The sequence below is a fragment of the Mucilaginibacter paludis DSM 18603 genome (assembly GCF_000166195.2).
Classification (GTDB): Bacteria; Bacteroidota; Bacteroidia; order Sphingobacteriales; family Sphingobacteriaceae; genus Mucilaginibacter; species Mucilaginibacter paludis.
Genome location: NZ_CM001403.1, coordinates 5,415,769 through 5,440,325, shown reverse-complemented (window position 1 = coordinate 5,440,325; position 24,557 = coordinate 5,415,769). Strand labels below are relative to the sequence as shown.

Here is a 24,557-nt window from a genome sequence, read left to right as displayed (position 1 = left end):
TTGACAAGATCATTGGGAGAAGTACAGCCGTGACATGAAAACTAAAAATACCGTTAACTATTACTCGGGCACCAGCGGACTGGTATTACCTGTGCGTAATAAGCAAGCGTTTCCGCCCGAATTTCAAAACAAAACCAGGCTATGCTATTACGGTTCGCTGTTTAATAGCATCGAGATCAATAGCTCTTTTTATAAAATCCCAATGGCAGCTACGGTTAGTAAATGGACAACCGAGGTACCGCCGAATTTCCGGTTCACCTTCAAATTATGGCGGGAGATAACGCACAACAAGGGATTGGCCTTCCGGATGACTGATGTTGAAAAATTTATGTATACCATTAATCAGGCTGGCGATAAAAAAGGCTGTTTACTTATTCAATTCCCTCCAAGCATCAAGAGCGACAACGTTAAACAACTGGAGCATCTGCTAACTGCTGTGCATATGCACAACCCTGTACAATGGGACGTAGCGGTAGAATTTCGCCACTCGTCCTGGTACAATGAGCCTGTATATGACCTGTTAGAGCAATATGCTATGGGTTTGATTATCCACGATATGCCATCCTCGGCCGCCCCGCTCAAAGTAATCTCCAACGATTTTGTCTACCTGCGTTTCCATGGGCCAGGCGGTAATTACCGCGGATGTTATACCGACGATTTTTTACACGAATACGCGCAATACATCAGCGAATGGCAAAGTGAAGGCAAAACAGTATATGTTTATTTTAACAATACCATGGGCGATGCCGTACAAAATTTAATGAGTTTAAACCGGTATGTAGCAGCAAATGGAGCAGGGTAATTATCAGGATTGGTTATGTTGATCAATCTCTCGAAACAGATAAACTGCTAATTTAGGTTTGCAACCCACATACTTTCTTTTTATAGCTATATCTCCTTTCCACTTACCGGAATAATACCAAGTTCAGTTGCATACCTATACGGCGATGCTTATGTTGTTATAGTTTCTGCATTTGATAACCAATATCTAATAATTAGATTATGTTTGGGTTGCTTCTAAATTAGAACTATTCATCTAATCAAAAATTGATTATGAACTTCATCAAAGCCCTATCTTATTCATTCTTATACTTTTGTATTCTTTCCACACACAAAACATACGCTCAAAATACCGGGCCGAAGAGTTATAAACTAATTGTCAAGTTAGAGCGTGCTCCATTTGACTCTTTATTTCTTCATGATTATACAGAAGGCAGGGATATCTTAATTACAGGAAAGAAGACCCAGGCGTTTACTTGGGAAATAAATATTCCCGACACTATAATACGGAATTCGGAGAATATTGAATTATTAGGATCACCCTATGATGTGAAAAGCAATTTATTACAATCAATACGTTTTATTACAAAAAGAGCTGGCAAAAAAATCATTGTGGCTAACGTAGGCGTAGAAGATGAGAGCACTTATATCTACGCTACTTATCTTGATACAGTCCATTTTTCCCCTGAAAACGTCATGATGAAAACAGGTAATAACCACTCTATAATTATCGGAAATCTTACTTGTGCAGATTTTAATTTGATTATTAAAGATGCTGATGCAGACATCGCAATTAGATCTGAAGACCCTTTCTTCAGCTGGTTTATGGATTTAAATGATGAAGCGATTTCTTACGACAATCATTTGGCATCGTATATAGAAATTTCAAAACAACACCCTGATTCCCGATTCCTGATAACCTATCAGGCTAATAATCTTACCAGATACCACTCGAAAGAGGATGTTAAAAAAGTTTATGAAAATTTTTCTGGCAAGCACAAAAATACGATATGGGCGAAACAAATTGAACGCTTTTTATATGAAAAAAAGTTCCCTAATACATCTCTGCCAACTTGTGATAAAAAAACTTATGAAAATATTGTTCAGGACGTTTCAAAATATAACTTAATAATTTTTACCGCTTCTTGGTGCGCACCCTGTAGAGAAGAGATTCCGCTGCTAAAAAAAATACATAACGACTTGGGGAAGAATCTGATTTTAACCTATATATCCATTGACAATGCACAAAGCGTGGCCGCGTTTCAAAAACTAATTCGGGAGCAAAATATCCCCTGGCGTAGCCTGCTTGCTTTTCAGGATGTTAAAGCAATTAAACAAAAGTACTTTATTGAAGGTATTCCGCATACTATTTTGATTTATCCTAATCAGGATATGGAAGTAATGGAGGTTAGAAAAGCTGAGGATTTGTCAAAATTATATAGTATAGTGGGATCTCCTGGAAAACAAAAAAATTAGGCTCTATGACGAATAGTATAAGTAAATAAAAAATGGCTCTATGACACGAATAGTTTTAGTTTGTCCACTGGAATTCCAATTATAATGACGTCTTGGCAAATTGATTATTATCAATGCGTCTATTATTGCGTTAATAATCAGTATCCTTAATTTATAGCATCGGCACGCTCAATCGCCGCGTGAAGGGCTTTGTTCTTTTTGTCTTGACACAAAAAGAACAAAAAAAGTCAAGACTGCCCGATCCTTCCGCCCGCAGGCCAGCTCCCGGCCCGGCGTGCAGTCGGGCCTTTGCGCACTTTGCCTGTGCACCAGAGAAGATCACGGAGGTTCAAAACGTCATCGCTTTTTTTTCGGCTGGCCAGATCTGTTACTTATGAAGATATAGAACATAGATAATCAAGAGTTACTTTAAAAATGAGATTTTAAAACAGTAGTGAGATTTTACGAAAAATATCATTAGCAAAATCTTGGCTTAGTATATCACTTACAAAGTGAATTTTTAGTACCTATACAAAACGTCATAGAGCCAAAAATTAACCTGAGATTTCGAGATTACTGACATAAACAAAAAAAATCCGAGGGCCAGCTAAACGCTGCCTCCCCCCAGATCAATTGAAAATGATCAGCAAAGATGAATCCCTTTGCGGCAATGTTAATAATTAGGGTTCTGGGTCAGGTTTTTATTGATATCCCGTTCTGATTGCGGTATTGGCCACAATTCATTTTTTCCGGTCACAAAATTCCTTTTCTTGTAAACATAATAGCCATCGGCATCAACCGGGTAAGCCGTATAGGATGAAGGCGTATTAGTAAGTTTCATACCGGTGAACTGGCGGTTATTTTCTGACCCGATAATACCCCAGCGAAGACAATCATAATACCGGAGTCCTTCAAAAGCAAACTCTACATGGCGCTCCCTCCTGATGATGGCCCGCAAAGCAGTAGCATCCGTGGTGGTTACGGCAGGCATGTTAACGGCGGCTCGCCCTCTTACCTTATTAACGGTTTGATCAAGTAACGATTGCGTTATTGGCGCGCCTGATTCGAGCTGTGATTCCAGGTAACCTAAAAGAATTTCGGGATACCGGATCAGCGGAAAATTGGTTCCAGAATTAAACAATTGACCCACGGTAGCATCGTCTTCCAGAAATTTAAAAATGCAATAACCGCTCCACACTCCCGGATACTCATTCAGCCTGTCGGGCAGGGTTGTACCCGGCTTCGAACTGAAGGTTGTGCCTCTGAAAACGGTACGGTCTGATATCATGATGGTTGCGTCCAGCCTGGGGTCGCGGTTATTGTAAGGGTTATTTTTATCATACAAAGGAGATGCATCGATGGTTTTGCCATCTGTACATTCATAATCCTTCACCAGTTCGTTAAAAGGTGAAAACTGGTGCCAACCGCCCCAGGTTTCGGGGGTAAGGTATATAAACAGCACATTGCTGTATACATCCTTAAGGTATTGCGAAGTCATGATGAACTCATGGCTAAATTCGCTCGATTGCTGAAAAAGCTGCCTGAATTTAGGATCAACAATATAATAATTGTAGTCGATAACGGTTTTATAGCTAACAGCGGCATCAGCCCATTTTTTCTCTGCCATTTGCAACCTTCCCAATATGCCTAAAGCAGCTGCCGATGTGATGCGGCCGTTTTCACTATCAGGCCTTGAATGAGGCAATACCGGGTAGCTCGCTTTCAGTTCCGATTCAACAAAGGCCCAAACATCCGCCTGTGATGCGCGGGTTACACTGTTTGCTTCGGCAATAGTGAGCACATGCTGCACCAGCGGCACGCCGCCAAAATATAAGGCCAGGTTAAAATATTCGTAGGCCCTGAGCGTGCGCACCTCGGCAATCATAATCGCTTTTTGCGAGGCGTCCATCGTAACGTTGCCGATGTGATCCAGGAAATTATTTTCGGTAGCAATCCTTTTATAGGAGTTTTTCCAATAGGCACCGGTAACCCAATAAGAGGGGTTTAACGTTCCGTCGGTTACATGATCAGGTATAGATTCTTTTTCCGAGCCGTCGCCAGCCATCAGGTCGAGTATCAGCAGCGATTTGGGCGACCAGAAATCCTCGTCAGACCAACCGGCACCGGTATTATAACAGCCGTTTAAGGCCAGGGTAGCATCTGCCGAAGTTTTCCAGAAGGTGGCGTCAGATACGGCATCCAAAGGCTCCTTATCTAAGAAACTCTTCTTACAGCCCGTGCCCAGCACAAGCAAAACAAGAATGATCCCTGTTTTAAATATCATTGAATTGCAATAGTTCTTTTTCATTTTCGCGATCTTATGGTTATATCTATAAAAATGTATCACACTAAAATTTAACATTAGCACCGAAGGTGTAAACACTGGTAATCGGGTAAAAATTTGGTGAGTCGCCGGTAGCCTGGTACATTTCAGGATCCCATCCCTTATAAAAATGATTCCAGGAGAAAAGGTTCTGGCCTCCCGCAAAAACCCTCAGCCTGCCGATATGCAGCCTTTTAACCACCTTGTCTGAAAATGAATAACCCAGCTGTAAGTTTTTTAAGCGCAGGTAAGTAGCGTTTCTGTTCCAGAAGGTAGATGTTTGTACGTTTTCGCTGCCCTGACTTAAACCTGTTATTGCCGGATATAACGCGTTGGGATTAGGGTTGGCGGTAGTCCAGGCATTATCTGCCTGCCATCTTTGAATGTTTCCGGAGTTATAGTAGGCAAATGCCTGGTACGAGCCCATTTGCTTGGTGTACCCGCCGAGGCCCTGTAGTAAGGCAGTAAAATCAAACCCCTTATAACTTGCTGTAAGTGTAAGCCCGTAAGCAAATTTGGGCGTAGTATTGCCTATCACAGTCCGGTCGTAAGAGTTAACTACGCCATCTGGAACACCGTTTGGCCCGCTGATATCCTTGAAACGGATAACGCCTGGCTGGCCCGCGATAGGCTGTGTGGCATAGCTGGCCACATCTGCGGCATCCTTAAATATCCCGTCAGCCACGTAACCGTATATAGGGTTTAATGACTGGCCTACAAAAAGCCCGGCACTAATATCCTGCTGAATATTGCCGGCAATTTTGGTAACCCTGCTGTTTACATACGAAAAATTGGGAGACGCCCCAATATGGAAATTGCCTATAGCGGTGTTATATTTCAGCATCACTTCAAAACCGGTATTTTTCATGGCGCCGGCGTTAACTTCAGACGGCGTTAAACCAAGCACCGAAGAAACCGGAACGTTATAAAGAATATCAGATGTTGTTTTATCAAAATAGTCAAGCGTCATGCTCAGCTTACCTTTAAAAACATCAAGGTCCAGGCCAATATCGGTAACCTTGGTAGTTTCCCATTTGATGTTGATGTTGGATAGCGTAGTTACCGCGGCTCCGGATACCAGTGATCCGCCGAAAGTGTAGTTTTGCCCTAAGCTAATGGCATTTTGATAGGGGTAATTAGAGATATTCTGGTTACCCAACTCGCCCCAGGATGCACGCAGCTTCAGGTTATCAATCCAATTGAAGTTATCCTTGATAAACGACTCCTCGGAAACCCTCCAGCCCGCAGAAACTGAAGGGAAAAATCCCCAGCGGTTGTTTTCAGGAAAGCGCGAAGAACCATCATAACGGGCGTTGGCCTCAAACAGGTATTTACCGGCAAAATCATAGTTCACCCTGCCAAAATACGATCTCAAAGCCCACTCCGATGCCGAACCTGATGATTGCATATTGGTGGCGGCACCCGCGTTTAGCTCATATAACAGGTTGCTCGGAAAATTGTCTCTCGAAGCCTGGATCCAGTTATCGCGGTTGGCTTCCTGCGAATAACCGGCCAAAGCGGTAAAGGTATGCTTTTGGATGGTTTTGGTATATTGTAATAACGACTGAAGCGTTGTTAAAGCTCCATCGCCCTTATATATGGTTAAACTATTGGGGCCGATATAGGTATTGGCATCAAATTGCACATCGGCCACGTAATTGGTGTTGGTAAGGTCGTAATATTTATAACCGCCTTTTCCGCTCAGAGTAAGCCCCTTAACTATTTCCCACGAAAGCTCAAGCCCTCCCATAAAATACTTATTACGAGTATCGTTAAAAGACGGGCTGGCCAGCCAACCCTCCGGGCTGTATGAATCCTGGTGGCCGTAAGTACCGTCGGATTTTAAGCCGGCAAATGTATTGGGCTCGCGAACGGCATACCCTATCATACTTTGCATATCTCCCGAACTTTGGCGGGGCTCCTTGGTGTTGGAAGAATAACCGTTGATATTTACCTTCAGCGTCAGGTTATCCTTTATTTTACTATCAACATTTAAAAGAAAATTGTATTTCTCATAATCGTTTTTAGCTACGATACCATTCTGGTTGAGGTAGCCCAGGGAAAGCATGTAACTGCTTTTTTGATCGCCGCCTGCCAAACTCACGTTGTGGTCGGTTTGAAAACCAGAGCCGGAGTTAAGTAAGTTTTTAAGGTGGGATACGTTTGGATAATTATCAGGATCGGTACCGCTTTTGTATTTGGCAACCACATCAGCCGTTGCGCCGGTAAGCTGGGCATATTCCCACGAATCTACAAAATCGGGCAGGGAGGTAGCTTTTTGCCATCCCACATAATTATTATAAGAGATTTGCACCTTCCCGTTTTGGCCGCGTTTGGTTTCTACCAGGATCACTCCGTTTGCGGCGCGTGTTCCGTAAATGGATGCCGAAGCGGCGTCCTTTAATATGGAGATGCTTTTGATGTTATCCGGGTCGATATCATTTAGCGAGCCCGCCAATCCGTCAATCAGCACCAGCGCGTCGCGCCCTGCGCCAAAAGAACCGATACCCCGTATGGTAATACCCGCCCCATCGTTACCCGGCCGACCGCTGTTTTGCGAAACCTGCACACCCGCGGCTAAGCCGGCCAGCGCCTGGGAAGCCTGGGTTATGGGCCTGTCTTCCAATTGGCTTGCCGATACGCTCGACACCGAACCGGTGAGGTTCACCTTTTTTTGCGTGCCGTAACCTACAACAACAACCTCGCTTAAATCCTTACTCTCTTGCTGTAACTGGATGTTGATCACTTTTTGCCCGTTAACCGGTACCTCACGATTGGTATACCCTATAAAAGAGAACACCAAAACACCTTGATTATCAGGAATATTAATAATATAAACACCCTGTTCGTTAGTGCTTACCGCTATATTGGTACCTTTTAGTTTTACAACTACACCGGGCAGTGCCTGGCCGTGTTCGTCGGTAACTTTACCGGTTATGGCAACGGCTTGTGCTTCTTCGCGAACGGGCGCGTTTTCCGCAGCAGTTGGAGCCGGTGTGCCCGTATTGCGGCTTAGCACAATGCGGTCGTTTACAACATCGTAATTAATGTTGTAAGGTTGCAGCAGCTCGGTTAACACATCTTTAAGCTTTTGCTGGCGCGCATCTAATGTTATCTTTTTAGAGCTCTCCAGTAAATCTTCGAAATAAATAAACTTAACATTGGCCTTTTTCTCCAGCTTTTTTAAAAAACTACCCAGGTCCATGTTATGGGCAGAAATATCTACCTGACGTGATAATATACTTTGCGCATGGTCAGTGCCAGCCAGGGTAACCCCTGTAAAGACGATGGCTATCAATAGCTGACTACATGTTATTTTCATGATTCTACACCAATCGATGGAGGTTTGTAAATTAATATTCATACATTAGAATGTTTTATTTGGTTAAAAAAATGAGACAAAAAGTCCCCCTGCACCTTAACAAGGTGTTCTTTTCCTGGAAATGGGGGAATCAAAAAGAAAGGGTGTCGCAAGCACCTTTTCTTTTGTTGGGGTAGGAATAGGTTTTTATTTATTCATATCTTAAAATTTAGTTTGTATCATAATTGGTTAATTATTCTCCTTCTGTAACACAAATTTTGTCCCATCGGTTACATAGGTTAGTTTTAGCAGTTTTTTTAATATCTCCATAATGTCGGGCAAACTCTGTCCGTCAAAATCAGCATTTACCGTATAGTCGCCCAAGCCTTTATCCAGAAGCGAAATTTCCACATGGAATTGTTTGTTAAGGGCATCGATAACTTCGTTAAGCGATTTTTTTTCAAAAGACAGGCTGGCTTTCGTCCATATACTTAACGACGAAACCTGCGGTACAGCGGCTACCTTAAGCCCACCGGCCATATCACTATAGTTTACTTTTTGGCGGGGCAATAACATTACCCTACTTTTAAGGCCGACAAATTCAGGCTGCCCGTTACGGTTACCGCTTTGCCCGGCAATAACCACCGATACCTTGCCTGTAACTACGGCCACTTCTGCCGTAGATTCGCCTTTAATATCGTGTATCCTGAAACTGGTTCCCCAAACCTGCGTGGTAACGTGGCCGCTGTAAACAATAAAGGGGTGGGCTTTATCTTTGGTTACTTCAAAAAATGATTCGCCTGATAAATTAACCTCCCTGAAATTTCCGTTAAATTTTTTAGGATAGCTTATCCGGGCGCCAGGGCTGAGCCACACTACGCTTTTATCCGGAAGTACTTGTTTACAGATCGTTTGGGTATGGTTGCTAATGGCAGTATCAATGCTTTGGGCAATGCCGGTTTGCTGACGCCTTGCGGCCAATTTTAAAAGGCCCGATTTATTGAAGATCAACAATATGGCCGCTGCCGCTGCTATAGTATAACCGATATATTTCAACCGTTTTAAACGGCCAGTACCCGCGGTACCGGCAATATTAATACCCGATTGAATATTGGTAAGCATCCTTAGCCGGAGCTCCTGCTGCTGCCCGGCGCTGAGCTGATCGTAGGGATCTGCTTTACGATCGAAAGAATTGTACCAGTTCATTACAATTTCCTTTTCTTCGGTCGAGCAATCCCCATTAAGAAATTTCTGTATGAGTTCAGGCGGAATACTTTTCATTTAATTGGGTTAATCGGTTTAAAATTAACGGTGATATATAGATGACAGTTCTCGAGTCCCCTACCCCCTAACGCGCAAAAAATATTTTTTTTAATGATGTGAATTTCTTCTTTTGATGGCGCACTATTTCCACTTTTAATAGCACAGCCAGCGCCGTTCGTTAAAAACTGTTAATATTAGCCTGCACAATTTTCCTACAGTCGTTTTTCATTATTTTTATCGAACCAAATAATGCCTGTATGAGGACTATCCGCTGTTCGCTTTTATTATCCGGCCTAGTGCTGCTAAGTACCGTTATGCGTGCCCAGAAATTGGAACATGTTTATCTGAGTTCAAAGGACACGGCCTCAAACAGGTACATTGCGGTGATCCCGGAAAAAGTACCCGTAAAAGCTTGGATGTTCCTATTGGACGGTTTCGGGGCATCGCCGGAAAATGTCCTGATGGAGAGTACTTTACCCAAATATGCGGCAACACAGGGCATACTAACCGTTATCCCCTTGTTAAGTACCGGATCACTGTATTTCGGTTCGGATGACGCTTCTCAACGCTCACTGAAGGAGCAGATCGAAGGTGTTGCGAAAAAGTACGGCCTGAAAGATAAACCATTCTTTATTGGCGGGTTTTCCATCGGTGGCACCTGTGCAATCAAATACGCCGAACTGGCGGTCAATAACAATTACCCCTTTAAGCCTAAAGCCGCTTTTGGTATTGATCCGCCCCTGGACTGGGAGCATTATTACCGGGGGGCCGAACGCGTCATCCATCTAAGCGGCAAGGAACATGTGAATCAAGAAGTGGCTTATATGATTGACCGTATCAAAAAAGAAATTAAAGGCACCCCAGAACAGGCCTTAGGAAATTTTTATGCGAATTCCCCTTATTCATTTAGCGACACGACGCAAAGCGCGGTCAAGCTACTGGCGGGCACTCCCGTTATGCTTGTCTCGGAGCCTGATCTCCAGTGGTGGCTAAAAGAGCGTGGCTATGACCTGGCTTTTATCAATATTGCGGACGATGCCGGCTTTATTAACGAACTAAAACATTTAGGGAATAAAAATGCCGTGCTGGTAACAACCTTCGGAAAAGGCTATCGGGAACCTGGTCATGTAAGGCATCCTCACTCCTGGAGCATTGCTGATAGCAGCGATGTGGTTCAATGGCTCTTCCGTTTTTCCCGCCCCTGAACGACTGCGGACAGCCATTATCATCTATAGAAATGCTTGGTCGATTGGCAGGTGAGGTTGAGCTTATGAGCACTTTTGTGTGCCATCAAAAGTGAAAATAGTGTGCCATTAGAAACGAAATCTTACAAATGAGACTGTTTTCCACTTTTCACACAAGGTGATTTTATATAACGAATTAAAGCCGCGGATCCACGCCATCTTTGATATCCCGGGGGACCGGGTTTAACCTCGTGATCTAAACGGATGACAGGAATTTTGTTTGCAGGGGCCCCGGTTTGGACTTGGCAACTATTCCTTATTGAAAAAAAACTTAATTTAATAACTTTATAACCATTATGAGAAAGCTCTTTATGACCATCAGCCTGGCTTTTGTCACTTCCTTTACTACCAAAGCCCAAGCGTCACATCCTGCAACGCAAACTGATACCATAGTTCGTTATCTGATCACGTCATCGGCTACTGACTTTAACAACCATCGTCCGCCAAATCCTGTTGGGTTCAGGAAAGTCAAATTAGGACACATCAAGAGTGCTGATGGCGGAAAGCAATACCTGATATCCGGCGAATTTCTAACTAAAGAAGACAAAAAAGAAGTTTGGATACCTTTTATTACAATCAAAACCTCTGGCTACGAACAATGGATTGGCACACAGGCTAAAACCCTGATAAAATCGGGCTCCATTTTTGATGATAAAAAAGAAGACCTATCCGCTGCTTTGCAAAGCCAATTAGCTGACTTACACAAAAATTAGAAGATAAAATATGCTTATTTAAAAAAGCTTGATTGTATTGCTGATCTTACAGCACACCACATAGATTACATTGCTGTTATCAATGCGGCAGACTAAAATGAAGCCAAACAAATTGCGGCTAAATGCCCTATATTTGAGTTAGGCGGCCATGTTGAAATAAGGACCATACAAAATACAGCGAACTAAAATGCTAAAAAAAGGAGAACATATTGAAGGTACACCTGCGGAATTACAGGTATTACTTGATCAGGATGCCGAGGCCAGCATTTTTTTTTTTAGCCTTTCCAAATCTTATAAACAAGGCTATTGTGACTGGGTGGGTTCAGCCAAACAGGAAGAAACCCGGAAAGTTCGAGCAGACAAAGCCATGATTATGCTTAGAAACAAACAAAAAACCTTAAAAACATAATCTTAAGCCGAGGTTTATTTAGAATAGTTTGATTGAAAAGTAGATAACAGTTTTATGAAAAAGCTTTTTACCAGTAGGGGGCTATTACTATTATTTACCTGAGATAAAAAAGACAGCTATAGCAAAAGATAAAAGGATATGATGCAGGCTAACACGCAAATATTTCAAAGCCCTGGTGATATGATTTTCGACCGTCTTTTCGGAAATGCCCAACTCGAAGGCAATTTGTTTATTGCTTTTATGATGGTTGCGGCTCAGATCGAACACGGAGCGGCATTTATCGGGCAATGAATCCATATTGATATCCAAGTGATGCTTTAAATCGTTAGCCATCACGCTTTCCTCGGTAGAATTGTCGTAATCGAAACGTTCAGGAATAATCGCTTCATAAGCCTTTTTCCTTGATGCCTCCCTTTGAATTTGATTTAAGATGAGATTACGGATAGCTGTAAACAGGTAACCGCTCAACGACGAATTAATTTTAATTGTTGCACGGTTTCTCCACAAATTGATAAAAAGGTCCTGCACAATTTCTTCAGCAATCTCAGACGAAGAACAGCGTTTACATGCCGTATTATACAATTGAGCATAGTAGCGGTTATACAGTTCGATAAACAAAGAGGTATCGTCTCCTTTGTTTAACAGAAGCAATATATCCTCGTCGGTCATCTCCTTAAAACTTTTCATTCGCTAAAAAACAATCACTCTTTGATGATAAGCTAATGGCAAACATCCCATAGATGAATCGCTTCAAATCGGCTATTGTATATATAATTGGTTTGATTACAAACACTGTAGTCTGCAAAGAGACTAATGTATAAATAAAAGTTTAAACGGATAAAAAATTCAATTATTTTAAATCCACAAAATGCGCAACATTATGCCCACACTGACTTCGATTGGAAATATTGTATTGATGGTATAAAATAGTGGTCAACAACCAAGCTACGCACCGTTTTAAAATCCGGTCAAAACCCTGCCAGATAAAAAACAAAGCGATTCAACAACGATTGTATTTTTTTCAATATTTATTTTAGTAATAATCAATTTTGGTACAATATATGTATATTAAAAATATGCCCTTTATTGATACCCTGAAGGGCTTACTACCAACCGATTAATGAATAATTACTTAAATAACTTGGCATAATGAATTATCACACCAACATCGTTTATTATTGTTTTAATAAACATTGCAAAACCTCCATTTATCATCGGGACGCAGTGCATTTAAATTTAACCTTTAGCCTGGACACGCTGATAACGGATCACTTTTGCAGTTCATGTAGCAGTAAGTTGGTTTCGTTAATTGATGTTGAAATACGGCAAACCCTTGCTGCTACCTGCTGCCATTAAACGTATCCTACTCGCTGTTAAAAAACATGGTAGACCAAACAGATAGTTAACGTGTTAGCTTGCCCGCCTCGTAACTGCGTATGTACTGGTTATAGTACTTTTTAACTGTTGCCGCATATTTGCGGGCATAATCCAACAGGGGTTCCTGCCAGTCTGGATTTTTACCGAAAGCAGAAAGCTCATCAATAATGGCCGAACCGCCCCTACCACCACTACGCAATTGTGCTGAGGCTGTTAACAAGGCCATGTCATCAATAACCAGGTAAAGATCCCGGTATTGGTCACGAATCATCTTAAATTTAATAGAATCCTTAACGGGCTGCAGCTCCTGGATCACATAGGTGTCACCCCGAAAATCAGTTGTACTTAAAAGTGATGGGGTTACATTCTGCAAATGGCGTTGAGCGGTAATGATTCTTTCCGATTCAGCGGCCCAAGCAGGCTGCTTGCAATGTACAAAAGGCGACACAGATGATGGCCTGGACTGCTTCATATCAATAAGCAAATAATTGTTGCGCGTGTTGGTACTTTTGAGCAGAAACAGATATCGCTTTACACCAATACTACCCGTGCCAGCCAGCCTGAATACACAACCCTTTACTTTATAATTGTACGGACCGTCGCTGCTGGTAGAAATCCAGTCTGAGATATGGCTTGTTAAATCTGCTTTTAGTTTTCTATCTAACTTAAAATGGCGCTCATCGGTTAATGATAAAACCAGTTTTTTACTTTTTTTTTCTGTCCGCTTTTCTAACAAATCCTTTGCCTTGCTTTTTTCGGCGGCAGTTAAAAAATCACGAACAATACCCTTAGCGGTACGCGGCTCAATACTGATAGCCTTACCCGCGGCAAGGGTGGTCGAATATGTTTTCAAAAAAAGCCGCGCCATTTTATCCGCTTTTTTCTGCTCAATATCTAAACTGTCAAAACCGATAAAGATACTTGTAATAAGGCGCACAACCTCAAACGAAGCCGGTGCCAAAACCGATTCGTCAAAATCATTCAAATCGAAATAAACCAAACCGTTTTCGCCCCGGTAACTACCAAAATTTTCCAGGTGCAGATCACCGCAGATCCAGGTTAGCGGAGATGCCGCAATAGCTTTCTCCATCTGTAAATCTTCATAAAACAAATGGCAGGTACCCCGGTAAAAACGGAAAGGGTTTTCGGCCATTGCTTCGTATTTATAAGGAAGCATTTCTGGAAGCAATCCCTGGTTAAACTTTAAAATTCGCTCTATCAGCTTGGACATAATTTATGGTTACCCTAAAGGGTAACATTACAAGCAAATGGCCTATAAAATAGTTTCACCATTCATTAAATTAATTACAACGAAAATAAAACAACCAGAACAAAACACGATCCTACAATCACTTTTTAGCGCCGCTCCCTTTTTGAATTATAGGCAACCAGGTATTGAAGTTGATTTTGACGGATGCTATTAGCATCTAAAACAACCTCAGTTTCGGTTTTGGCCATAACCAATTTACCTTTAACCAGGTGAAACATCTCGGACAGAACTGCAGGCAAAACCTTAACCGAGACGGTTGGATTGTATTTATTCTCGATAGCTATTTTTTCCTCGGCGGATGCCACGCTTACATCCCACTGTTCACCAGTTTTAAAACCGTTTTCTTTAGCGCAATTAGCCAGGTCGTAAACGTACTCCATGGCTTTAAATTCAACAGATTGACTTGTCATGTTCTTACTTCTTTTTAATTGGTGGTTCAATTTTAGATACTGTTTTTTTACCACTCTGGTAATCAGAAGGAGCTTTTTTATGTTCGGTGCTGGGAGCCTTTTTGGTGTCTTTACTGCCTTTGTCTTTACTCATTTTCTTAGTGTTTTAAATATTGTTATACAGTTTTGATATATGCGAGGATATACTTTTTAGTTCGATATGCAGTTTATCTCAAATCATTTTTTTAAAACCTGGCGCCGCCCGGAGGCTGATGGGAATGATTTGCAGTTCCGGCCAGTATTAAATATTGAAGAGCGGAGTGCTCTGTCTGTCCCGGGTATCAAATAAAAACGAGAGTGGTTTTATGGAAATATACGAGGTTGATAATATATAAACTGGATATTGGATATTTTATTGTGTGTTATAAAATTTAAAAAATGCTTTTCTTGAATTTTGTTGGACTAACGACTTTACGTAGGCGGAGTTGCCTTATATAGCTTAGATTGCTTCGTCGTCCCTCCACGCAATGACGACGGGGGGAGAGGAGCTGATTATTAACTATTCCTCGCGGGTTTGCGGCATCACGAACCCTGCTCTTCAAACGTCATCGAGGGACGAAGCAATCTCTACTGAAGCAGAGCGGCCATGCAAGTTCGCTCTGTATAGTTTAGAGATTGCTTCGTCGTTCCTCCTCAATGACGGCGTGGTGAGCGTTATGGCGAAGCAATCTACTGAGGCAGAGCGGCCGTGCAATTTTGCTCTGCATAGTTCGCGATTGCTTCGTCGTTCCTCCTCGCAATCACGATGGGGTTGGAGATTGCTTCCTCGCCATAACGATGGGCCTAAATACCGAATCCCTAAATCTATTATTGATTTAACTTTATGGTTATCCTTTTTCCTTCATAGCTAACATCGGGATAATTGTTCAGTTCAAAGTTTAGCGCGGCGGGTTTGGCGTTGTCAATTTTCACAATTTTAAACTTGCGGCTGGTTAGCATGCCGGCAAAGCTTCCCTCGCGGGTATTGATGGTTAAGCTTTTATCAGCTTCGCTATAGGCAATGGCTATCTGGCTAAAAGCTCCCTTTTCATAATTATAGTTGATTCCTTCATCCTCGTATAAAGTAAAGGCGGCATCCTTACCTGCGTAAACAAACAGGGTAATAGGGTCGGCAGGCTTCTCGCCGGTGTATTGTATTTCGGGCCCGAAGGGGATAATGGCACCCTCTTTTACAAACACCGGCAGCCGCTCGTAAGGCGCATCGGCAGTAATGGTTTGGCCGCCTGTAAAATACTTGCCGGTATACAAATCGTACCAGCCGTTACCCTGCGGCAAATAAACGCTCCGGGTTTTAGCACCATGCTCATAAACCGGATTAATTAACAAGCTGGGGCCAAACAGGTACTCGTCGCTGATGTTCTTTACCTTTTCATCCCGACTGTAGTCCATTATCAAACCGCGCATCAGGGTATAATCCTGGTGATAGGCCATCCCGGCAAGGCTATAAATATAAGGCATCAGGCGGTAGCGCAGCTTATCGTAATAAAGCATACTTTGATAGGACGGATGGTTTTCGGGCGCTACGTTGTACATTTCGCGGTAAGGGAACTGGCCATGAACACGGAACAACGGCACAAACGAGCCAAACTGAAACCAGCGGGCCATCTGCTCGCGCCACTCTTCCAGGTCCTGCGGGTTTGGTTTTTCGTAACGGTGCTCAACGGCAAAACCGCCGATATCCATCGTCCAGTACGGGATGCCCGACAGCGCGAACCCTATCCCGGCCGGTATCTGGTTTTTGAGATCGTCCCAGCGGGCGGCTATATCGCCGCTCCAGGTGGCTGCCGCGTAACGCTGTAAGCCTGCATAAGCAGAACGCGTTAACAAAAACACGCGATCGTTGGGGTTAGTACCCCGCTGCCCCTCGTAAATCCCCTTGGCATTTTGTAAGGGGAAAGCGTTAAAGTATTGTGTTGACGAACCTATGTAAGTGGGGTTCATAAAATCCTTGCGGGCCTGTATATTCAGGTTTGAGGTGATATCGGGCTCCGAGGCATCCATCCACCAGGCATCAATCCCTTTGGTATATAAATGCTTATTCATCAGTCCCCAAAAGGCTTCACGCGCCTTAGGATTATAGGCATCGTAAAAGGTAGAAAAATAGCCTTTACCTATCCAGTCGCGCTGGCGGTTGGCAATATTGCGTTTGTACAGCCAGCCATTTTTATCAAAGTAGTTATAAGTATCAATCCCCTCGTAAAATTTGGCCCATACTGAGATCATGATATGCGTATGATATTGCTTATGCAAAGTGTTGATCATCCCTTCAGGATCCGGGAAACGGGTTTCGTCAAACTCCTGGCTTCCCCACTGGTTTTCTTTCCAGTACGACCAATCTTCAACGATGTTATCCAGCGGGATCTTCCTGTCGCGAAACTCCTTAACCGTATTTAATATTTCGTCCTGAGTTTTATAACGCTCGCGGCTTTGCCACAGGCCCATAGCCCATTGCGGCATCATCACAGCCTTGCCTGTAAGGGTACGGTAACCGCTGATCACTTCATCGGCGTTGCTGCCGTATACGAAATAATAATCCAGCTGACTACCTGATTCGGAATCAAAGGTGAATTTTTTCTTCTGATCATCACTTAAAGGGCTCTTCCATTTAAAGGCGAGGAAAGATTCATCGGCATCGGGCAGCCATTCAATTTTAACCGCATATTTTTTATCCTTTATCATGTCTACATCAAACAATGCAGTGCCGGGGTTCCATCCCTGGCGCCAGCGGTCGGCCAGTAGTTTACCATCAATCCATACTTTAACATAGCCGGCATACTTAAGCCAAAACTGGTGGCTCCCGGTATAGGCAGATGCCACAGCGCCTGCATAGGTTACCTTACCATCAATTAGTTTATACCCTTGCGGGAAGTTTTTCATGGCGTCGAGGTAGGAGTAGTCGATATCCGACTCGGGGCGTTCAATACAAATCCTGGCAGGATCGGCCTTTGCTGCGTACGTAGCCGTCAACCAGCCCTCGCTACCATCCGCAGCAAATAATTTAAGGCCCGACAGGGGTTGATAGTCGCGGGTATCGCCAAATTTGGTTAGGGAATAATTATCCCACAGGATGCCGTAATTTTGACTGGATACCAAAAACGGAACTGCCACTTCGGTATTGTTCTGAAACAGATCCAGGTGCTGGTTCTTAAAGTTAACGATACCATTTTGGTGTTGCCCCAGGCCGTAGATGGCTTCGTTGGCCGGGCTATTAAAGTTTTGGATAATATGGTAGGAGTTTTCGCCATTGTTGGATATCGGTATAAACGCTCTGCCAGGCTGCTCACTCAGGATGCTTTTGCCGGCCTTATCGGTAAAGCTTAGCGTGCCTTGTTTTGAAATATGTACCCTAAGCGCCGCCGTGCTGAGCAGCAAATCATCTCCTTCGGCAACTACCGACCACGAAACAGGCTTATGATTCTGCTCCACCACCATTAAGCTTTTGGCTGGTGAAAAATCAGCTTCGGGAGTGGCTGTTATATGGATAATTTTATCCGATACCACCTGCACCCTGAGCAACCTGGCTTCGGATGATAATTTTACGGGCAGGCTAACCGCAATACCATCAGCAGATTTTTTATAAAGCGGCTGCGCAACCGCGCGGGTAAAAACCACGGCAGAAAAAACAACACAGGCACTAACGAGTACACGTTTTAACATAAAATAATAATTAAAATTAGGCTATACTACAAATTGGTTGTTACCGGATAGCACTACTTATTTCATGCTGATAACAGGATGACCTACCCGGCTAATCTTTTGATGTTGTGAAATTACACGAGGTAAAGGATGTTGTTGTTTATAAATAGGGGCACAAATGTTAACTTGATTTAAAGAATTGAATTACAAGTAATTAATTAAAATAAATGCGGAAATTTAATGTGTTTTTATATGAGTAGATGCATGGAGGTTAACAAAATGGGCCTAAAAGAGGTGGATAATTTGGATGTGGAGTTGGGATTCATCAATCTTAAACGATGTTAGTTTGCTGTAGAACTTGCACGATGGACTTGTTTGGAGCAGAAGATTTCTCTTCGTACCTCATCGAAATGACATTTTTTTTAGTTCGTCAATCTCAAGCGACGAGAGTTTTGACAACTTTTTAAAAGTTGTCAAAACTGGTTTAGTATGCTGTAGACCTTGCACAATCGGCCCTATTTGAAGCAGAAGATTTCTCTTCGTACCTCATCGAAATGACATTTTTTTTTAATTCGCCAATCCCAAACTATGTCATTCGACAACGGAGGAACCTTCTGCGCGTGCTTAGTATGCTGTATAACTTGCACAATGGGCCTGTCTGAAGCAGAAGATTTCCCCGCTATTCGAAGTTTCCCAACTTCGAATAATTATGCCTGTAGTCTCCGACTACAGGCTAATCCTCCGGCTTCTCCCTCGCATCGGTCATCCTCATAATCCTCGGCTCAAACACTTAGCCAGTACTTCCGCCAGATCACTCTGAGCGGGCATTACGGCGTAGGTGTTTTTATAAGCCATTGGTTTCGTCCATATCGCTGCCCATTAGGGCGATGCGCTTGTTAATGAGGTTGGCTATCGCGGCATGTAAAAGGTTAGCCAAAACACCCAGCGCAGAGCAATGCAGGTGGCTCGGATTTTACTGGCATTAAAGTATACTGTAGTCGGAGACTACAGGCATAAATATTCGAAGTTAGAAACTTCGAATAACGTGGGGCTTGTTTGAAGCAGATTCCTCTTCGTACCTCATCGAAATGACATTTTTTTTAGTTTGTCCAATCTCAAGCGACGAGAGTTTGACAACTTTTTAAAAGTTGTCAAAACTGGTTTAGTATGCTATAGACCTTGCACAATCGGCCCTATTTGAAGCAGAAGATTTCTCTTCGTACCTCATCGAAATGACATTTTTTTTAGTTCATTAATTCAATCACTCAATAAATTAGTTCATTCAATCAATCAATAAATAAACTAAACCTCGTGCATTTTAGCAACATACGCCGAGGGCAGGCAATTGTACTCCGCCTTGAACGATCTCACAAAATATTTCTGGCTTTTAAAACCAACCTTGTAGGCTATTTGCGAGATGGTGAGCTGCCCGCTTTCCAATAATTGCGCTGCCCGTTTTAACCGTACAGAGCGGATCAGCTCTACCGGCGATTTCCCCGTCAGGGCCAGGGCCCGTTTATAAAGCGTTACCCGGCTAACAAACAGTTCGCTGCTTAGCTGCTCTACCGAAAAATCGGCATTGGCCATATTTTTCTCTATCAGTTGCAGTACGCTTTTAATAAAAACCTCGTCGAACGATTCTACTATTACATCCGTAGGTTTAATATCAACCTGCTTCTGATAGGTTTTGCGCATATCCTGCTGTATGGCCAAAATATTTTTCAGTTTTGATAGTAGTATCTCAAAATTAAATGGCTTGGTAAGGTAATCGTTGGCTCCGGTTTCAAGGCCCTGCAATTGCTGCTGCTCGCCGGTGAGCGCAGTAAGCAGTACAACGGGGATATGCGATGTGCGCTTATCGTTCCGTATTTTCCGGCAGAGGTCAATCCCGTTTATTTCGGGCATACTGATATCGCTCACTACTAAATTAGGGTGCAGCGCCAGCGTTTTTTGCCACCCCTCCTTGCCATTGCAGGCTTCAATAATATGGAAGCTTTCGCCCAGGTTATCTTTCAGGTAAAATCGGAAATCGTCGTTATCCTCAACCAGCAATACCGTTAATTTTTTAGCCGCCCGGCCAAACTCGGTAAGCGGTTGACTGGCGTTTTCCGTTGCAGGCAACTGAGCAACAGCCGGTATTGCTGGAACTTGGAGCGCTGCGGCATCGGCCGGCAGGTTAAGCGGCAACAAAACGGTGAAGTAACTGCCTTGGCCGGGCTCGCTTTCTACCGTGATTTCGCCGTGATGCAGTTTAACAAACTCTTTGGTGATAGACAGGCCGATGCCGCTACCCTGGTTCACCATAGAGCCGGGTACCTCGTTCTGAAAAAAGCGCTCAAAAACTTTTTCCTGCTTATCCAACGCTATCCCTATGCCCGAATCGATCACCTTAATTTCCAGCCACTGCTCTGCCCCGGCCCGCTCCACCGTGGATAATAAAACACTGACATGCCCCCCCTCGGGCGTAAATTTAAAAGCGTTGGAGAGCAGGTTAAATAAAATACGCTCTATTTTATCATGATCAAAATTAACCTCCAGGTATTCTACCTCGGTATCAAACACAAAACCGATATTTTTTTTATCGGCCACGTCCGAAAACGAACCGGCCATTTCCTGGATAAACCCAATAATATCTCCCTTACGGGGATGCAGCTTCAACTCCTGCACCTCCATCTTCCTGAAATCCAGCAGTTGGTTTACCATGTTTAACAGGCGCCTGGCGTTGCGGTTCACCATTTGCAGCTGCCGCCTTTGCTCGGGTTTATCAGTATGTTTTAAAATTTTATCTACCGGCGCCATAATCAACGACAAGGGCGTGCGAAACTCATGGCTTATGTTGGTGAAAAACTTAATCTTCATCATATCCAGCTCGTGCATGCGCTGTGCTTCCTCACGTTCGCGCTCAAGCGCATATTTCAACTCGATTTTTTGGATAGCCCTATGCCTGATGTAGAATAAACCGCCCACAACCAGCACAGCGTAAACAAAATAGGCCCAGCCGGTTTTCCAGAAGGGGGGCAAAATGCTGATCTGCAGGGTTAGCGGCTCGGCAGTCCATACGCCATCTTCGCCGGCTGCTTTTACCTTAAAAACATAGTTGCCTGGGTCGAGGTTGGTATAGGTGGCTTTGCGCACCTTGATATCGCTCATTGTCCACCGCTTATCAAAGCCCTCCAGTTTATATTCCAGTTTAACCTTGCCGGGATTAAAAAAATTAAGCGCCGCAAATTCGATAGAAAACGCGCTCTCGTTATGCCGCAGTGTGATGGCGGAGGTTGCGGTAATGGATTTGGAAAGAATAACATGCCCGTCCAGATCTTGGCCTGGGTTCAGGCTTTTATTAAAGATCTGTAAATCGGTAAAAATAAGGTTAGGTACCGTTTTATTTAACCGGATAGCCGATGGCTTAAAGATATTGAAGCCGTTGGGGCCGCCAAAAACCAACTCGCCGGAGCGGGTTTTGAGCGACGCGTTCTCGTTAAACGCGCGCCCCTGCAGGCCGTCGGTTTCGTCATAATTAATAAACCGGAGGCTCAGGCCATGTGCCCCGTTTGTTACTATTACGTTTGATAAGCCGCTGGGCGTGCTTATCCACATCGTATGGTTATCATCTTCCAGAATATCCAGGATGGTATTATCGGGCAGGCCATCATCTTTTCTGAAATTGCTGAACTTACCTTTAGCCGGATCAAGAACGCTTAAGCCCTCGCGTGTGGCCAGCCAAAACAAGTGGCGCGAATCTTCAGTGAGGTTGGTTAGGCTATTATTGATCAAACTGTTTTTATCCGAATTTTTATGCTGATAATAAATAAACCGGTGCGATTTATCGAGCCAGACCGATGCACCCGCTGAAGTAGCTATCCAGATATTATGATGCTCATCCTCAACCAAGCCTGATATGTAATTGGATGATATGGAATGGGGCTGGGTGGCGTTGTAATGCACAAACGATTTTCGGTTACTGTCTAACAGATTCAAGCCGCCGTCCAGGGTGCCTATCCATAAATTATGCCGCGAGTCTTCCATAATCTCCCAGATTCTGTCGTCAGATATGCTGCCCGGCACCAATGGGTTATGCCGGTAGTGGGTAAAGGTTTTACCATCATAACAATCAAGCCCGCCATAGTAAGTGCCAATCCAAAGCTTTTTTTGATGATCTATCCATAAGCTTACAATTACATTGCTGGTTAAGCTGTTGGGGTTGGCCGCGTTATGTAAGTAATTGGTAAACAAACCGGTGTGCCGGTTAAAATAAATCAGCCCGCCACCATTGGTCCCCATCCATAAATTACTCTGATCATCTTCGGCAAACCGGTTAATATCGTTATAGCTTAAACTGTGAGGGTCTGTTAAATGATGCTTAAATAGCGGAAACTTAATGATGTTTTCGTGATAGTAGCTAATGCCCTGCTTATATGTACCAACCCAGATTATGCCGCTCTCATCTTTATAAATGGATATGGTGCAGTTTTGAGCCAGGCTTTTGCTATCGTCTTCGTGGTTAACCAGGTAACGGATACTAAAATCGCTTTTGTTTAAAATATCAATCCCGCCATGATCGGTAGCTATCCAGATCATCCCCTTGTTATCCTGGATGATGTTGGATATAATATCAGCATTAAGTTTTCCCCCTGGTGTATTGTTATCAATATGCCTGTAGCTATTTTTTGCCGGGTTAATATAAAACACGCCTAAGGCGGTACCGGTATCAAATGCCCATAAATAGTTCTGGTTATCGATAAATAGTTTTAAGCCGGGCTGATTGCGGCCATACAATTGTTTAATGGTATATATCCGCTTAACAATTTTACCGGTACGATGGTCCAGCTTTTCGATAACCCCTGCCGAGTGCGCCAGCCAGATATCGCCATTGCTTTCCTCGGCCAGATCAGTTACCTTGTTGGAGTAAATTGAAGTGGTATCTGCTTGCTGATGAATATAATGGCGGGTTAGCTTATGTAGCGGGTCATACTTATAGATACCCAAAGTGGTATGCAAAAACCAGAAATTGCCCCTACGATCTTTTCTGATTTGGCTGATCAGGCTATCGGGTATGGCAAAACGGGCCAGTTTATTTTTAGCATCGTGTTCAAAACGCCCCGTTACCGCATTGTAAATATTTAAGCCATTACGCGTTTGGACCCATAGCAGCCCCATAGGCCCTTCGGAGATGCTGCTGATAAAATCATCGTCGAGCGAGCCGGGATCACGATCGGTATGTTTAAATACTTTAAATTTATACCCGTCGTACCGGTTTAAACCCGAGAGGGTGCCAAACCACATAAAGCCCTTACTATCCTTATAGATACAGGTTACCTGGTTATGTGACAAGCCATCGGTAATATTTAATTGCGAAAACTGATATTGCCCGCTTTGTGCAAACCCGGCCATGCTGATCAATAGCAGACACAGGTTACATAAAATTATTTTTATGCCACATACATTGGGGGCCATTTAAGTACTTTAAAATTTAATAACAGGATTTACGCAGCCTTGGTTGTATAGCAGTTATTTGTAAATATCAATTTTTAAGCGGATAAATCAAAATAAACTTGTGCCTGTAAGATAATCAGCGGGTGATGGGGATAAAGGGATACTTGATGACGAAAGTTATCAAGGTCAACAAATTTCGCCTGGAGTTATATCCTATCATTTAACTTTTTGACGGAGGCTCATGGAGTAAAAAGTTTTGAGATAGGTTAAAGGAACATTAATTTTTTGTCCTTCATTGTTCTTAATAAAACTCTCTTTCAGTTCAAAATGGGCTGGTATATTATTGTAGTCTTTCATTGCCAAAGTTTCAAAACCCATTGCCCACTTTGAAAAATTTCTTTTTTTTATTTTTCCCTGGTTAACCACAAGCAGGGAGTGGTGCCTGCTGTCGTTTTTTATTTTTTCAAAAATCAATTTCACTTCAAATTCCGTTCCTTCCAGCACTTGTATAAATCTCGCTGCGGCAGGGTTAGAGAAATAGCCGGGCACATATAGAAGCATCCCGGTAATTCCATGTTCTTTGTTCCACTCAAGAGATTCCTCGAGCACGTTCCTCAGATCATCCTGATCAACTTCATGAGCTTTGCTGATATAAATTAGATAATAAAGCATCTGTTAGTTTAGAATGAAAACTGGTGCAAACCGGACTACCACTATTCGGAAATTGACACTATCTACAAAACGCGATAAATAACCATATTGTTTTATGCCCATCAACTCAGCCTGTGCCCTACATCGTCGATAAAGCAAAAAACATTATCAATATTTAAAAACAAACCACCGCCATAATGTAAACAGAATCAAAAATACAGTGCGTAATTTTGACGAGCAATAAAGAAAAATA

Annotated in this window: 15 protein-coding genes; 5 read left to right on the top strand and 10 right to left on the bottom strand. The window is 43.1% G+C overall.

What is annotated here, in order from left to right; translation table 11 throughout:
- The first annotated feature begins 34 nt into the window (after positions 1-34).
- Both MUCPA_RS22930 and MUCPA_RS22925 read left to right on the top strand, forming a co-directional pair.
- Positions 35-802: a DUF72 domain-containing protein gene (locus MUCPA_RS22930; RefSeq protein ID WP_008509627.1), complete on the top strand. Its 768-nt coding sequence runs from the start codon at positions 35-37 to the stop codon at positions 800-802.
- A 251-nt stretch (positions 803-1,053) separates the two neighbouring features.
- Complete coding sequence (locus MUCPA_RS22925; RefSeq protein ID WP_008509626.1) at positions 1,054-2,256, top strand: TlpA family protein disulfide reductase; 1,203 nt, start codon at positions 1,054-1,056, stop codon at positions 2,254-2,256.
- 652 nt (positions 2,257-2,908) lie between these two features.
- Here MUCPA_RS22925 and MUCPA_RS22920 read toward each other — a convergent pair.
- The 3 genes from MUCPA_RS22920 to MUCPA_RS22910 all read right to left on the bottom strand — a co-directional run bounded on the left by MUCPA_RS22920 (position 2,909) and on the right by MUCPA_RS22910 (position 9,140).
- On the bottom strand, positions 2,909-4,543 hold the full coding sequence (locus MUCPA_RS22920) for a RagB/SusD family nutrient uptake outer membrane protein (protein WP_008509625.1): 1,635 nt from the start codon (positions 4,541-4,543) through the stop codon (positions 2,909-2,911).
- A 40-nt stretch (positions 4,544-4,583) separates the two neighbouring features.
- The gene (locus tag MUCPA_RS22915; protein WP_157544184.1) at positions 4,584-7,880 is read right to left on the bottom strand and encodes a TonB-dependent receptor; all 3,297 of its coding nucleotides are present in this window, start codon (positions 7,878-7,880) and stop codon (positions 4,584-4,586) included.
- A 228-nt stretch (positions 7,881-8,108) separates the two neighbouring features.
- Positions 8,109-9,140 (bottom strand): FecR family protein, encoded by a 1,032-nt coding sequence (locus MUCPA_RS22910; RefSeq protein ID WP_008509623.1) that lies wholly within the window; start codon positions 9,138-9,140, stop codon positions 8,109-8,111.
- Between the two features lie 296 nt (positions 9,141-9,436).
- On the opposite strand from MUCPA_RS22910, the gene MUCPA_RS22905 reads away from it, so the two are divergent.
- The 3 genes from MUCPA_RS22905 to MUCPA_RS22895 all read left to right on the top strand — a co-directional run bounded on the left by MUCPA_RS22905 (position 9,437) and on the right by MUCPA_RS22895 (position 11,488).
- Positions 9,437-10,327, top strand: a complete 891-nt coding sequence (locus tag MUCPA_RS22905) for an alpha/beta hydrolase (protein ID WP_157543973.1) — start codon at positions 9,437-9,439, stop codon at positions 10,325-10,327.
- Positions 10,328-10,662: 335 nt separating this feature from the next.
- A complete protein-coding gene (locus MUCPA_RS22900) occupies positions 10,663-11,079 on the top strand; it encodes a hypothetical protein (protein ID WP_008509620.1) in 417 nt (138 codons plus the stop codon).
- Positions 11,080-11,266: 187 nt separating this feature from the next.
- Complete coding sequence (locus tag MUCPA_RS22895) at positions 11,267-11,488, top strand: YdeI/OmpD-associated family protein (RefSeq protein ID WP_040626299.1); 222 nt, start codon at positions 11,267-11,269, stop codon at positions 11,486-11,488.
- A 90-nt stretch (positions 11,489-11,578) separates the two neighbouring features.
- Here the strand turns inward: MUCPA_RS22895 and MUCPA_RS22890 are convergent, their stop codons facing one another.
- The 7 genes from MUCPA_RS22890 to MUCPA_RS22865 form a co-directional block, all read right to left on the bottom strand.
- Entirely contained in the window at positions 11,579-12,175 is a 597-nt protein-coding gene (locus tag MUCPA_RS22890; protein WP_050982146.1) for an RNA polymerase sigma-70 factor, read from the bottom strand.
- Positions 12,176-12,890: 715 nt separating this feature from the next.
- Positions 12,891-14,096: a DUF2252 domain-containing protein gene (locus MUCPA_RS22885; protein WP_008509616.1), complete on the bottom strand. Its 1,206-nt coding sequence runs from the start codon at positions 14,094-14,096 to the stop codon at positions 12,891-12,893.
- Between the two features lie 125 nt (positions 14,097-14,221).
- Complete coding sequence (locus tag MUCPA_RS22880; RefSeq protein ID WP_008509615.1) at positions 14,222-14,545, bottom strand: hypothetical protein; 324 nt, start codon at positions 14,543-14,545, stop codon at positions 14,222-14,224.
- A 4-nt stretch (positions 14,546-14,549) separates the two neighbouring features.
- A complete protein-coding gene (locus tag MUCPA_RS39305; protein WP_008509614.1) occupies positions 14,550-14,678 on the bottom strand; it encodes a hypothetical protein in 129 nt (42 codons plus the stop codon).
- A 713-nt stretch (positions 14,679-15,391) separates the two neighbouring features.
- Positions 15,392-18,241, bottom strand: coding sequence for a TIM-barrel domain-containing protein (locus tag MUCPA_RS22875; protein WP_008509613.1), 2,850 nt, complete (start codon positions 18,239-18,241; stop codon positions 15,392-15,394).
- A gap of 1,281 nt (positions 18,242-19,522) precedes the next feature.
- Positions 19,523-23,674 (bottom strand): hybrid sensor histidine kinase/response regulator transcription factor, encoded by a 4,152-nt coding sequence (locus MUCPA_RS22870; protein ID WP_008509609.1) that lies wholly within the window; start codon positions 23,672-23,674, stop codon positions 19,523-19,525.
- Between the two features lie 195 nt (positions 23,675-23,869).
- The gene (locus MUCPA_RS22865; protein WP_008509607.1) at positions 23,870-24,325 is read right to left on the bottom strand and encodes a BLUF domain-containing protein; all 456 of its coding nucleotides are present in this window, start codon (positions 24,323-24,325) and stop codon (positions 23,870-23,872) included.
- Positions 24,326-24,557: the final 232 nt, after the last annotated feature.